We start from the raw sequence: 13,114 nt of genomic DNA, 5'->3' as shown, positions 1-13,114 counted from the left end.
GTCTGTTCGATATCCCCGCATGGTCTGCGGGGATATTGAACCGACTCTTGGCGGCTGGGTCGCGCGTGCTCAGCGCGAATCCTGCTCCGGCGCCGGCGGCTTGATCGCCAGCAGTTCGATCTCGAACACCAGCGCCTCGTTGGGACCGATGCGCGGCAGCGCGCCTTCCTTGCCGTAGGCCAGTTGCGGCGGGATCACCACCTTCCAGCGATCGCCCACGCGCATGCGCGGGATCACGTCGCGCCAGCCCGGGATCACCCGGTCCACGGCGAAGCTCACCGGCGCGCCGTGCGCCCAGGTGCTGTCGAACTCGGTGCCGTCCACCAGCATGCCGCGGTAGTTCACCACCACCGTGCTGGTGACCGTGGGATGGACCGCGCCATCGCCCTTCTTCATCACCGAATACTGGATGCCGGAAGGCAACTGGGTCACGCCGGGCTGCTTGGCGTTGCGCGCCATGAACGCGGCGCTCTTGCTCGCGTTCGCTTCCGCGAGCTGCTCGAACTCGGCTTGCGCGTCGGTGCGCAGTTGCTGGTTGAACGCGCTCAACTGCTGGTGCATCGCCTGCATCGACACCGTCGGCGGGCGCTTGTTGTAGGCATCCTGGATCGCCTTCTGCAGGGTGGCGATGTCGATCTCCGGAATGCCGGCCTGGTTGCGGCCGTCGACGAACTGGCTGCCGATCTGGTAGCCGATCGCGTAGGAGAGCTTGGCCTTGTCCAGCTTCACCGGAGCCGGCGGCGGACGGGTCTGCGCATGGGCCGCGCCGACCAGCAACACGCAGGGCAGCAGCCAACGCAGTCGTGTCATGCCGTTCTCCATCTCGCCTCGCCGCACGCCGCGGCCGCTCCGGGACGCCCCATCGTAAGCGTTTCGCGTACCGCGTGCAGCGTCCGTGGCATGAGAAACCCGGGGGCGGCAAAGGTTCCCGCTGCTACCATGCGCGTTTCGAGACAGTCGGAGTTTCCAGCATGGCCTATCGCAACCTCGAGATCGGCAACCGCGGCGCGGTGCGCACCATCACGGTGAACCGTCCCGACAAGCTCAACGCGCTGAACCGCGACACGCTCAACGAACTCACCATCGCGTTCGCTCAGGCCGCGCAGGACGACGCGGTGCGCGTGGTGGTGCTCACCGGCGCGGGCGAGAAGGCCTTCGTGGCCGGCGCCGACATCGCCGAGATGAACGGCTACACGCCGGTGCAGGCGCAGGGCTTCTCGCGCGCCGGCCAGCGCCTGATGACGAGCATCGAACGGCTGGGCAAGCCGGTGATCGCGCGCATCCCGGGCTTCGCGCTGGGCGGCGGCATGGAACTGGCGATGGCCTGCCACCTGCGCGTGGCCAGCGAGAAGGCGAAGTTCGGCCAGCCCGAGATCAACCTCGGCCTGATCCCCGGCTTCGGCGGCACCCAGCGCCTGCTGCGCCTCGCCGGCCGCAGCGCGGCGCTGGAACTGTGCCTCACCGGCGCGACCATCAACGCGCAGCGCGCGTATGAACTCGGTGTGGTCAACCGCGTGGTGGCGCCCGAGGCGCTGGACGAAACGGTCAACGCGCTGGCCGACCAGCTCGCCGCCGCCGCGCCACTGGCCGCCGCCGGCATCCTCGATGCGGTGCTGCAAGGTGGCGAGACTGCGCTCGACCAAGGGCTGGAATTCGAGACGCAAGGCTTTGCGCTGATGTTCTCCACCGAAGACATGCGCGAAGGCACCGGCGCGTTTCTCGAAAAGCGCAAGGCGCAGTTCAAGGGAAGTTGAAACCTCGCCTCACCGTCATTCCGGCGAAAGCCGGAGGCGCTTTTCAACAGCTGCAGGCTGGTCATCCAGTCAAAGCAAGCCGTGCAAAGCACGCGAAGCATGCTCCGTGTCGTGTGCTTCGCACGAGCACTTCACTGGATTCCGGCCTGCGCCGGAATGACGAGCTTGCGGGAACGCCGCACCCCTCAGTGGTGACCGCCGGCGTACTTCTTCTCGCCCGCGGTCACCGCGATATCCAGCCGGTTTTCCGGCGGCGCCAGCGGGCAGGTGGCGAACGGCGTGAAGGCGCAGGGCGGGTTGTAGGCCTGGTTGAAATCCAACACCAGCTTGCCCGGCTTGGCCAGGCCGCCGGCTGGCAGCGCCGCATAGAGGAAACGCGCGGCGCCGTAGGTCTGCTTGCCCGAGGTCTGGTCGGCCAGCACGAAGAACAGTTCGCCGCCCGGCTCCTCCTGGTAGGGCAGCAGCTCGAACGTGTGGCCGTCGCGCTGGAACACCGCCTTGCCGGGCACGCTCACCTTGTCGATGGTGCCGATGGCCGTGCCTATTTCGAGGTCATGCGCGGGCACGAACGGCACCCAGTCGGCCTCGATGCGCCAGGATGGATCGATGGCGAAGTAGTCGATGCCGGTGAAATCGCGGCGTGCCTCGGCATCGGCATCCTTCACGCGCAGCGCCTTGCGGTGATCGCGGTCGATCACGTAGAAGTTCGCGTGGCCGAAACGCACGGTGGTTGGCTGCGCGTCGGCACCGGCATGCATGTCGTCGACCAGCGCGGCCTCGGCGACGGGCTTGCCGTCGACGGTGGCGCCGCTGTCCTTGGCCAGCGCGATGCGCAGCGCGCCATCCGACGCCAGCGTCACCGTGCCCAGGTGCGCGGGACCGGCCTTCAGCACGATGTCGTTGTCCGCCGCGCTGCCCACCCGGTTGGCGCCTTCGTGCAGCCACTCCAGCCCGATCAGGCTGAGCCAGCCATCCGGCGCGGTGAGCTTTGCCACGCGGGCAGCGCGCCATTGCTCGATCTCGTGGGTGTAGGTCGATGGGGCTTCGGCGGCGGACACGGCGGCGACTCCGGTAATCAGGGCGAACAGGAAAGCGGCGACTCGCGACATGGGGACGATCCGCGGCGATGGAAGGTTCGAGTATGGACGGCCAAATGCGGGGTGGGCAAGCGCCTCAACGGCCACGCATGAACAGCTTGTCCAGTTCGGACAAGGACAACTGCGTCCACGTGGGCCGCCCATGATTGCACTGGCCGGAACGCTCGGTGGCTTCCATCTCGCGCAACAGCGCGTTCATCTCGGGGATCGTCAGACGGCGTCCCGCGCGCACCGAGCCATGGCAGGCCATGGTGGAGAGCAGCTCGTTCTCCAGCTCCTGCAACCGGCGCGAGCTGCCGTGCTGGGCGAGTTCCGCCAGCACGTCGCGGGTGAGCTGGGCCACGTCGGCGCCTTCGAGCAGGGCGGGAATGCGCCGCACCACCACGCCGGACGGGCCGCTGCGCGACAGCTCCAGGCCCCAGTCGGCCAGCGCCTCGGCGTGTTCCTCGGCGGCGGCGGCTTCCTTCGCGCTCACCGCGAGGTTCAGCGGCACCAGCAGCAGCTGCGAGCGCAGGTTGCTCAAGGTGCGTCCGGATTTCAGCTTCTCGTAGGTAATGCGCTCGTGCGCGGCGTGCATGTCCACGAGCACCAGGCCCTGCGCATTCTCGGCGAGGATGTAGATGCTCTTGAGCTGGGCGATCGCATAACCCAGCGGCGGCGCCTCGCCTTCTTCGGCGGCCGGCATCGGCGCGGCGACGGCGGCCATGCGCGGTGCTTCGCCCAGCAGCGCGGCGTAGTCCGCCAGCGGCTCGTCGCGCACACCCAGCGCGAGCCGGCTCTGGTCGGCACGGGCGGGCCACGCGGCGGTGCGCGCGACCGCCGGCAGGCCCGGTGCGGATGCATGCGCGACGCCCGCGGTGCCCATGTGCAGGCGGCCGCCATCGGCTTGCGCATGCGACTCCACCTGCCCCGCGCGGGTCTGCGCCAGCGCCTCGTGCAAGGTGCGGAACAGGAAGTCGTGCACCAGCCGCTGCTCGCGAAAGCGCACCTCGTGCTTGGCCGGGTGCACGTTGACGTCCACGCCGGCCGGGTCGAGTTCGAGGTACAGCGCGAAGACGGGATGGCGACCGTGGAACAGCACGTCGGCATAGGCCTGGCGCACCGCATGCGCCACTACGCGATCGCGCACCAGCCGACCGTTGACGTAGAAATATTGCTGGTCGGCCTGGCTGCGCGAGGCGGTGGGCAAGCCCACCCAGCCGGACAGCCGCATGCCCGCGGCGGCATGATCCACGCGCAGGCTCTGCGCGGGGAAATCCTCGCCGAGCACCTCGGCCACGCGCTGCAATTGTGCCTGCGCGTCGCGCGCGGCCTTCCAGATGCGCACCGGCTTGCCGTTGTGGCTGAGGCGGAATTCCACCGAGCCGCGCGCCAGCGCCAGCGATTTCAACAAGTCGTCGATGTGCGCGAACTCGGTGCGTTCGGCACGCATGAACTTCTTGCGCGCGGGCACGTTGTAGAACAGGTCGCGCACTTCCACGCTGGTGCCCGGCGGATGCTGCGCGGGGCGCGCGGCCTGCAGCTTGCCGCCGTCCACCTCGATGCGGAATGCGGCCTCGGCATCGCGCTGGCGCGAGGTGAGCGCGAAGCGCGCCACCGAGGACACCGAGGCCAGCGCCTCGCCGCGGAAGCCCATGCTGGCAACGTGTTCGAGGTCGTCGAAGCTGCCGATCTTGCTGGTGGCGTGCGAGGCCACCGCCAGCGGCAACTCGTCGGGCGCGATGCCGCCGCCGTCGTCGCGCACGCGGATCAGCCGCGCACCGCCCGCCTCGATGTCCACCTCGATGCGCGAGGCACCGGCGTCGAGGCTGTTCTCGACCAGTTCCTTGACCACGGACGAAGGGCGCTCGATCACCTCGCCGGCGGCGATCTGGTTGATGAGCTCGGGGGGCAGCGGGCGGATGACGGGCATCCGCGCACTTTAGCATTCGCGCGGGATCAGCCGGCCGGAATGGCAAGCACGGTGCCGGTGCGCACCACGTTGCCGTCGATGTGGTTGGCGCTCTTCAGCGCACCGATGCTGATGCCGTACTGGCGCGCGATGCTGCGCAGGCTCTCGCCCTCGCCGACGCGGTGCAGATCGCGCACGTTGGCGTCGGCCGTCGCCGAATCGTCGTCGGTCGGCGACTTGGTCGAGGCCAGCTCGGTGCCGTTGCGGCGCGCGGCCTGCGCCGCGAACCAGGTGCCCGGCGGCGGCGTGGATTCGAAGTAGCTCTTGACGCCGCTCATCACTGCTTCGGCCAGCGCCTTCTGGTGGCCGGGGTCACGCAGCTTGCGCTCTTCGGACGGATTGCTGATGAAGGCGGTCTCGACCAGGATCGAGGGCACGTCGGGCGAACGCAGCACCACGAAGTTCGCGCGCTCCACGTAGCCGCGGTGGGTGGGACCGAGCTGACCCAGCGCCTTCAGCACGTTGCCGGCCACGGTGTCGCTGGCTTGCACGGCCCAGCCCTGCTGCATGTCCAGCAGCACCTTGGCGAGGCCATCGCTCTTGTCGTCCAGCGACACGCCGCCGATCAGGTCGGAACTGTTTTCGCGGTCGGCCAGCATGCGCGCCGCCACCGAGCTCTTGCCGCGCGAGGACAGCACCCACACCGAGGAGCCGCGCGCGTCGCCGCTGGTGAAGGCGTCGGCGTGGATGGAGACGAACAGGTCGGCGTCGTGCTCGCGCGCGATCTGGTAGCGGCGCGCCAGCGGGATGAAGTAGTCGCCGTCGCGGGTGAGGATGGCCTGCATGCCCGGCTGCCTGTTGATCTGCGCGGCGAGGTCGCGCGCCACCGCGAGGGTGACGTTCTTCTCCAGCGTGCCGTCCGGGCCGTGCGAGCCGGGATCCTTGCCGCCGTGGCCGGCATCGATGCACACCACCACCTTGCGCTGACCGTCCAGCAGCGCGGCGGCCTGCTGGGTGATCTGGCGGCTCATGCCCACGGTCTTGCCGCCGTGGCGCCCGCTCACCGTCGCGACGGCGGGCGGCGGCGCGGCGACAATCGCGCTTGCCGGCTTCGCGACGGCGATCGGCGCCGCAACGGCCTTGTCCGCGCCGTTGCCCGGCAGCAGGTCCAGCACCAGCCGGTAGTGGTCGCCCTGGCTCGGCGGGAGCACGAAGCTGCGCACCTGGCTGCCGACGGTCATCTTCGCGGTGAGCTGCAGGCGCTCGCCCTGCTGGCCCTGGCTCATGCCGCGATACAGGCCTTGCGCGGCGGGATCGGTGTAGCCCGGCGCGAGCTTGCCGCGCGCGAAGTCCACCACCACCTGGTCGTTCTGGCGATCGACGCGGTAATCCGGCTTGCCGTCAAGGTCGAACACCAGCCGGGTATGGCTGGCATCGGCCCAGACGCGCGCCGCCGTCACGTCGGCCGCGTGCACGCCGCTTGGCGCCAGCGCAGACGCCAGCGCGACGACAAGCACCACACCCAAGCTGTTCAGGTATCCCCGCATGAGGCGCATTGAATCGCAGGCATCCGCGGATTGCAAGAAGTTTTCCCTTGAATATCCATAACCTGCAGATCATTCGTCAGCCTGCATCTAGCTATGGATCGCAAGTGGCGGTTGCTGCGCACACACGAGAGCATCGGGCCTTCGCCAGGCCACCGGCATTTTTCCAAGGGAAACCGCGACTTGCAGCGAAGGCTCAGCGCAGGCGCTGCTGCAGATCCCGCCCCCGCGCGGTATGCGCCTGCAGCCGCGCCTGCCGGCCACCGTCCGCATAAGCGAGGTGCAGGGTGAGATCGGGTGCGGGCAAGGCACCGCGACCGCGCTCGGGCCATTCCACCAGCACCAGCGCCGCCGGATCGGCCAGCGCATCCAGGCCCAGCCATTCCAGTTCGCCGGGATCGGCGATGCGGTACAGGTCCAGGTGCCAGGCCGGCCGACCTTGCGCCTCGTAGCCCTCGATCAGGCTGTAGGTGGGGCTCTTGATGCGCTCGCCCACGTCCAGCGCGCCCAGCAGCGCGCGGGCAAAGGTGGTCTTGCCCGCGCCCAGTTCGCCATGCAGGTAGACCACCATGCCGCCACCGTCCAGCGCCGTGGCGAAGCGGCGGCCCAGCGCGAGGGTGGCGGCCTCGTCGGCCAGTCGCCAAACGTGTTCAGTCATCGTCGAGCCCGTTGCCCAGTGCGCGCAGCGGCGCCAGCAGATCGCTGGCGAGCAGGCCGCGCTCACCCTGCCGCGCGGCACGATCGCCGGCACGTGCGTGCAATCCTGTGCCGAGGTAGGCCGCCTGCCACGCGTCGCAGCCCTGCGCCAGCAGCGCCGCGATGACGCCGGTGAGCAGGTCGCCCATGCCGCCCGTGGCCATGCCCGGGTTGCCCCACGGACAGACGTCCAGACGTCCATCCGGATCGGCGATCAGGCTGCCGCTCCCCTTCAGCACCACCACCGCGTCGTAGCGCCCCGCCAGCAGGCGCGCCGCCGCGCAACGGTCGGCCTCGACGTCGGCCACGGTGCCGCCGAGCAGGCGCGCCGCCTCGCCGGGATGCGGCGTCAGCACGGCCGGCTGCGTGAAGCGGCGCGGCTCGCGCGCCAGCAGGTTCAAACCGTCGGCATCGAGCACCAGCGGCTTGCCGCTGTCCAGCGCGGTGAGCCATAGCGCGTGGCTCCACGCGCTTTGCCCGAGGCCGGGACCGAGTGCGAGCACGCTGGCGCGCGCCAGCAGCGGCTCCAGCGCCTGCGGGCCGTCCACCCCGTGCGCCATCAATTCCGGCCGCGCCGCGTTCATGGCGAAGATGTGTTCGGTGCGCGTGGCCACGCTGACCAGACCCGCACCCGCACGCAACGCGGCCTCGCCGCACAGGCGGATCGCGCCGCCCATGCCATGCTCGCCGCCGATCGCCAGCACATGGCCGTTGGTGCCCTTGTGCGCGTCGCGCGCACGCGGCGGCAGCTGTGTGGCGGTCAACAACTGCGCGTCCGGCGGCTCGCCCTGCCACAACGACTCGGGCAGGCCCAGCGCGTCCAGTTCCAGCGCGCCGACGAAGGCCGCGGCGCGACCGGTGTGCAGGCCGCGCTTGGCGGCGATGAAACTCGCCGTGACAGCGGCACGGATCGCCGCACCCGGCACGTGGCCGGTGTCGGCATCCAGCCCGGAGGGCACGTCCAGCGCCAGCACCGGCACGCCGCTGGCGTTGATCGCCTCGATCAGCGCCGCCACCGGCGGCTCCGGCGCCCGGCGCAGGCCGGTGCCGTACAGCGCGTCGACATGCACGTCGGCCTCGGGCAGGGCGTCGCCGATCTGCCACAACCTCACGCTGCCGCCGGCATCCCTCCACGCTTGCCGCGCCGCGCCGGCATCGCCGGAAGACGCCTCGCCCAGCGCCAGCACGTCCACGTGCAAGCCGGCTTCGCGCGCCAGCGTCGCCAGCAGGAAACCGTCGCCGCCGTTGTTGCCCGGTCCGCAATGCACCGCGATGCGCCGCGCCTGCGGCCAGTGCCGACGCAGGCTGGACAACGCCGCCCACGCCGCACGGCGCATCAATTCGAACCCGAGCACGCCCAGCACCTCGATCGCGCGACGATCCAGCGCGCGCACCTGGGCGACGGTGTAGAGCTCGTGGCGGTGGGAGGGTGGCGGCATGCGGCGATTATAGGCAGCTGCGTCAACCCTCCGAAGGCCGCGAAGGCGCGGCCACCTTGCCGCCACGCACCGCTCAATGCCGCGGGGCATCCAGCAACGGCGTGACGACCTGGTCGAGCCGTTCGCGCGTCAAGGCCGGCTGCCGGTCTTTCCAGCCATCGTGCACGAGCAACCCGTGGCGATCCACCACGAAACTCACGGGCAGCCGCCAGATGCGCCCATAGCCGTCGACATGGGGATCGCCAAGCAGCCCTGTCGGAAAATCCAGCGTGGCCGCGACCTGGCGCACCTGTGCCAGCGTGTCCGGCGTATCGAGGCTGAACCCGAGCACGACGAGGCCGTCGCGCGCATGCTCCCGCGCGTATCGCGACAACATCGGCAGCTCTTCGCGGCAAGGGCCGCACCAGGTCGCCCAGAACGTGAGGATGACCGTCTTGCCGCGGAGGGCGTGCAGGGAGACGTGCTGGCCGTCCAGCGTGTCCAGCGTGATGTCCGGCGCAGGCTGGCCCACACGGAGTCCGTTCGCGAAGGCGGCCGGCGACATGCCGCCGGCGCACAGCAGGCATGCGAGGGCGAGGCGGCGCAGGAATGACGTGGAAAACATGAGGCGGCTACAGCTGCATGCTCAGGCCGACCGTGCCGGTCCAGCGCGGAAACAGCTGGTATCCCTGCAGATGGCTGTACACGGGCAGCTGCACGAAGGCGTAGACCTGCAGGTTCCTGCCCAGGCTGGCGCTGATGCCGGGGCTGAGATAAGCCACCGTGCCGGCCGTATCGGGCCTATCGGCGAAGGCCCCCTGGTCGGCGCTGCGGTGGAACACGTTGACTTGCAGCTGCGGCACCCAGTCCGCATGGGCTTCATAGCGCAGGCCGAAGCTGGCGGAAGCCAGGTTGCCCGGGCGGAAGTCGGCACCGGGCCGGTCCAGTCGCTCGCGCACCGCCGCCTGGAATTGCCCGCTCACGAACATGTCGAAATCCTGGCTCACGGGCTGGAAGTAGTAGGCGCCGACGATGAGGTCGGTGCTGCCGGTACCCGCCTGCAGGCTGCTGTCCAGCGACTGGCCAAGGCCCGGCCCCGAATGGAAGGTGGTGGGCCGACCGACGAGCATGCCGTCGTCGGTCTGGCCGCCGTAGTGCCCCGTCGGCAGCTTGATGCCGAACTGGACGCCGAAATTGTGCGTGGGCAGGAAGCCCTGGTAGCTGCCGATCAGCTTGACGTCACCGAGGCCGGCCACGTGGGCGCCGCTGACCTGGTCGGGCGCGGTCTCGCCCGGCGTGTACGGCGCCAGCTGCGTGCCATAGGTGTCGTGGTCGCGGATGACGTACGGCACCACGAACGACACACCCCAATCGGCGTTGAAGCGGTAGGTCGCGCCGAGGTTGATGTAGCGGTTGGTGGTTCCCTTCTCGATCTCCCCGCCGCCCAGCGGCGGATCGGACGGCTGGTCGACCACCTGCCCGGGCGAGGCCTTGCCGCTGCCGTGGCGCAGCTGGTTCTGGTCGATATACGTGTAGTCGAGATTGATCCGCCAGCCGCTGGCGGTCGAATAGCCGGTGGCGGCATCCGTGCTCAGCGTGCATCCGCACGTGGCGCAGGCGTGGGCAAGCTGCGGCATGCAGGCCGCTGCCAGCAGGAGTGCCCCGCCACGGGCCGCGATGCGCGGGGGCGAGCGGCGGGGTGCCGGCATGGAAAGCGACGATGCTGTGGGTTTCATGGCTGCGTGATCTGGCAAGAGCGGCGAACGCCAACGTGGTTCGCCTGGCAAGGATGTGATCGCGTGTCCCGACGCCGCAGCCGCATGCGATGGCATGCGAGGGCCGGTGCGCGACTCGCGGATGGGAATGAAAGCATCGGCCCGGCGCCGGGTCGGCGCAGGCGTTGGCCGGGGCTCAGGCCCGGTATGGAGGCCCGCGCGGGCGAGCCCAGAGGCGACCCCGGTGTTCGGGCGATGGAACCCGGTAGGCGACCGCCACCGCTTCGCGCGGCGCCGCGGGCAGCAGATGAGGGAGGAGACTCGCAGCCAGCAGCGACTGCTGTCCGAGCAACACGCAGTAGCCGCAGCAATCCGTCGGATCCTGCGTGCCTGCGTGCCTGCAGGGATGGCCGGCGTGCACCGTGCCATGCGCACAATCCCCGCCCACCATGGTGTGCGTCATCGGTGCTTGCGCGGGCAGGACACGCGATACCAGTGGCGCCACGACCAGAAGCGCCATGGCCAGCCATGCCAGCCACGCGATGGGTTGCCGCCTGGTCTTGTGTCGCAACACGCAATCGACCGTCGGGAAGGTGCGATACGGCAATGTAGCACGCACCACGCACCCCTCGATGGTCAATATCGTCGCATCCCGGCGGCGCGATGCCTCGCGGCGCACATCCGCGACGCGGGCGCGCGCCGCCTACAATGCCCGCATGTCCGCCAGCACCACCATCGACTACGCCGCCCTCGCCCGCGACATCAAGCAGTGGGCCCGTGAGCTGGGCTTCGCCGATGCCGGCATCAGCGGTGTGGCGCTGGGCGAGGACGAACGGCACCTGGAAGCCTACCTCGCGGCTGGCTACCACGGCGAGATGGACTACATGGCGCGCCATGGCGCCAAGCGCGCGCGCCCGGCCGAACTGGAACCGGGCACGCAACGGGTGATCTCGGTGCGCATGGACTATGTGCCGCCCGGCACACGCAACGCCTGGGAGGTGATCCGCGACGGCGAGGCCGGCTACGTATCGCGCTACGCGCTGGGCCGCGACTACCACAAGCTGATGCGCAACCGCCTGCAGAAGCTGGCCGAGCGCATCCACGGCGTGGTGGGCGATTTCGGCTACCGCGCCTACGTGGATTCCGCACCGGTGCTGGAAAAGGCGCTGGCGCGCAACGCCGGACTGGGCTGGATCGGCAAGCACACCGTGCTGATCAACCGCCACGCCGGCTCGTACTTCTTCCTCGGCGAGCTGTACACCGACCTGCCGCTGCCGGTGGACGAATCCGCCAGCGCGCACTGCGGCTCCTGCCGCCGCTGCATCGACATCTGCCCCACCCAGGCGATCCTGGCGCCGTACAAGCTCGATGCCCGCCGCTGCATCTCCTACCTCACGATCGAGCTGCGCGGATCGATTCCCGAGGAACTGCGCGCGCCGATGGGCAACCGCATCTTCGGCTGCGACGACTGCCAGCTGGTCTGTCCGTGGAACAAGTTCGCGCAGGAAGCGGAGGAACCGGATTTCGCGCCGCGCCACCGCCTCGACGGCGCGAAGCTGGTGGAACTGTTCGCGTGGAGCGAAGACGAGTTCCTCAAGCGCACCGAAGGCATGGCGATACGCCGCACCGGCTACGAAGGCTGGCTGCGCAACATCGCGGTGGCGCTGGGCAACGCGCCGAAGTCGGCGGCGGTATGCGCGGCGCTGCATGCCCGCGCCGACCACCCTTCGCCCGTGGTGCGCGAGCACGTGGCCTGGGCGCTCGCGCGGCAGGCCGGCTGAACGATCGTCAGCCCTGCGTGGCGGGGATCTGGAACACCTGCCGCAGGTAGGTCACATAGGCCGCGTCCTCGCACATGTTCTTGCCCGGCGAATCGCTGAGCTTGGCCACCGGCTGGCCGTTGCAGCGGATCATCTTGATCACGATGTTGAGCGGCTCGGGGCCGGTGTCGTTACTGAGGTTGGTGCCCACGCCGAAGGCCAGCAGGCAGCGGCCGCGGAAGTGTTCGTACAGCTGCATCACCTTGGGGATATCCAGCCCGTCGCTGAACACCAGCACCTTGCTGCGCGGATCGACGCGGTTGGCACGGTAGTGCGCCAGCATGCGCTCGCCCCAGTCGAACGGGTCGCCGGAATCGTGGCGCGCGCCGTCGAACAGCTTGCAGAAGTACATGTCGAAGTCGCGCAGGAAGGCCTCCAGGCCGTACACGTCGGAGAGCGCGATGCCGAGGTCGCCGCGGTACTCCTTGGCCCAGGCCTCCAGCGCCGCCACCTGCGAGTCGCGCAGGCGCGGCCCCAGCGCCTGGTGCGCCTGCAGGTATTCGTGCGCCAGCGTGCCCAGCGGGGTGAGGCCCAGCTTCCACGCGTACCAGACGTTGCTGGTGCCGGCGAGCTGCTTGCCGAGGCCGTCGCGCAGTGCGATCAGCACCTCCTCGTGCCAGGTGCGTGAGAAACGCCGGCGCGTGCCGTAGTCGGCGATGCGGCACTGCTCGTAGTCCGGCGTGTCGCGCAGCAGCGCGATCTTCGCCTGCAGCCGCCGCCGCCCTTCGGCGAGGTCGTGATCGGGCCGCGTGTTGCGGAAATACACCTCGTTGACGATCGCGAGCAGCGGCACCTCGAACAGGATGGTGTGCAGCCACGGCCCCTGGATGAGTATCTCGATCTCGCCGTTGCCCGCCTCCGTCGGCGCGATCGTCACGTACTTCGCGTTGAGCTGGAACAGCCCGAGGAAGTCCACGAAGTCGCTCTTGATGAAGCGCATCCGGCGGACGTAGTCCAGCTCGTCCTCGGTGAAGCGCAACGTGCACAACGCCTCCAGCTCGGCCCGGATCTCCTCGATGTGCGGCGCCAGGTCGATGCCGGGATTGCGGCACTTGAAGCGGTACTCGACCTGCGCGGCCGGGTAGTGATGCAGCACCACCTGCATCATCGAGAACTTGTAGAGGTCGGTGTCCAGCAGCGATTCGATGATCATCCGTCGTCCTGCACGGCAGCGGCGCA

General features: G+C 69.5%; 12 protein-coding genes. 2 read left to right on the top strand and 10 right to left on the bottom strand.

The features are described 5' to 3' along the window. Positions 1-69 precede the first annotated feature (69 nt). Positions 70-810, bottom strand: a complete 741-nt coding sequence (gene bamJ / locus AB7878_RS14415) for a BamJ family beta-barrel-assembly machinery protein (protein ID WP_369495020.1) — start codon at positions 808-810, stop codon at positions 70-72. Between the two features lie 161 nt (positions 811-971). On the opposite strand from bamJ, the gene AB7878_RS14410 reads away from it, so the two are divergent. Further along, complete coding sequence (locus tag AB7878_RS14410) at positions 972-1,754, top strand: enoyl-CoA hydratase-related protein (RefSeq protein WP_369495019.1); 783 nt, start codon at positions 972-974, stop codon at positions 1,752-1,754. A 185-nt stretch (positions 1,755-1,939) separates the two neighbouring features. On the opposite strand, the gene AB7878_RS14405 is transcribed toward AB7878_RS14410, so the two are convergent. The 8 genes from AB7878_RS14405 to AB7878_RS14370 all read right to left on the bottom strand — a co-directional run bounded on the left by AB7878_RS14405 (position 1,940) and on the right by AB7878_RS14370 (position 10,689). After that, the gene (locus AB7878_RS14405) at positions 1,940-2,863 is read right to left on the bottom strand and encodes a DUF1684 domain-containing protein (RefSeq protein ID WP_369495018.1); all 924 of its coding nucleotides are present in this window, start codon (positions 2,861-2,863) and stop codon (positions 1,940-1,942) included. Positions 2,864-2,927: 64 nt separating this feature from the next. Continuing rightward, positions 2,928-4,763, bottom strand: a complete 1,836-nt coding sequence (gene mutL, locus AB7878_RS14400; protein ID WP_369495017.1) for a DNA mismatch repair endonuclease MutL — start codon at positions 4,761-4,763, stop codon at positions 2,928-2,930. 26 nt (positions 4,764-4,789) lie between these two features. Further along, entirely contained in the window at positions 4,790-6,289 is a 1,500-nt protein-coding gene (locus AB7878_RS14395; RefSeq protein WP_369495016.1) for an N-acetylmuramoyl-L-alanine amidase, read from the bottom strand. Between the two features lie 193 nt (positions 6,290-6,482). After that, entirely contained in the window at positions 6,483-6,944 is a 462-nt protein-coding gene (tsaE, locus tag AB7878_RS14390; RefSeq protein ID WP_369495015.1) for a tRNA (adenosine(37)-N6)-threonylcarbamoyltransferase complex ATPase subunit type 1 TsaE, read from the bottom strand. Next, positions 6,937-8,421 (bottom strand): NAD(P)H-hydrate dehydratase, encoded by a 1,485-nt coding sequence (locus AB7878_RS14385; protein ID WP_369495014.1) that lies wholly within the window; start codon positions 8,419-8,421, stop codon positions 6,937-6,939. Before AB7878_RS14385 ends, tsaE begins: the two co-directional genes overlap by 8 nt. A 73-nt stretch (positions 8,422-8,494) precedes the next feature. After that, positions 8,495-8,965 (bottom strand): peroxiredoxin family protein, encoded by a 471-nt coding sequence (locus tag AB7878_RS14380; RefSeq protein WP_369495013.1) that lies wholly within the window; start codon positions 8,963-8,965, stop codon positions 8,495-8,497. A gap of 67 nt (positions 8,966-9,032) precedes the next feature. After that, entirely contained in the window at positions 9,033-10,037 is a 1,005-nt protein-coding gene (locus tag AB7878_RS14375; protein WP_369495012.1) for a transporter, read from the bottom strand. Between the two features lie 274 nt (positions 10,038-10,311). Beyond that, positions 10,312-10,689: a DUF2946 domain-containing protein gene (locus AB7878_RS14370; protein ID WP_369495780.1), complete on the bottom strand. Its 378-nt coding sequence runs from the start codon at positions 10,687-10,689 to the stop codon at positions 10,312-10,314. 142 nt (positions 10,690-10,831) lie between these two features. Between AB7878_RS14370 and queG the strand changes: the two genes are divergently transcribed. Further along, entirely contained in the window at positions 10,832-11,896 is a 1,065-nt protein-coding gene (gene queG, locus AB7878_RS14365) for a tRNA epoxyqueuosine(34) reductase QueG (RefSeq protein ID WP_369495011.1), read from the top strand. A gap of 7 nt (positions 11,897-11,903) precedes the next feature. Here queG and pncB read toward each other — a convergent pair whose 3' ends face one another. Next, positions 11,904-13,088 carry a nicotinate phosphoribosyltransferase gene (gene pncB, locus AB7878_RS14360; RefSeq protein ID WP_369495010.1) on the bottom strand — a complete coding sequence of 395 codons (1,185 nt, stop codon included), beginning with the start codon at positions 13,086-13,088 and terminating at the stop codon, positions 11,904-11,906. Positions 13,089-13,114: the final 26 nt, after the last annotated feature.

This window comes from Rhodanobacter humi (assembly GCF_041107455.1).
Classification (GTDB): domain Bacteria; phylum Pseudomonadota; class Gammaproteobacteria; order Xanthomonadales; family Rhodanobacteraceae; genus Rhodanobacter_A.
The sequence above is the reverse complement of the archived record's forward strand: the minus strand, read 5'-3'. Positions and strand labels throughout refer to the sequence as shown.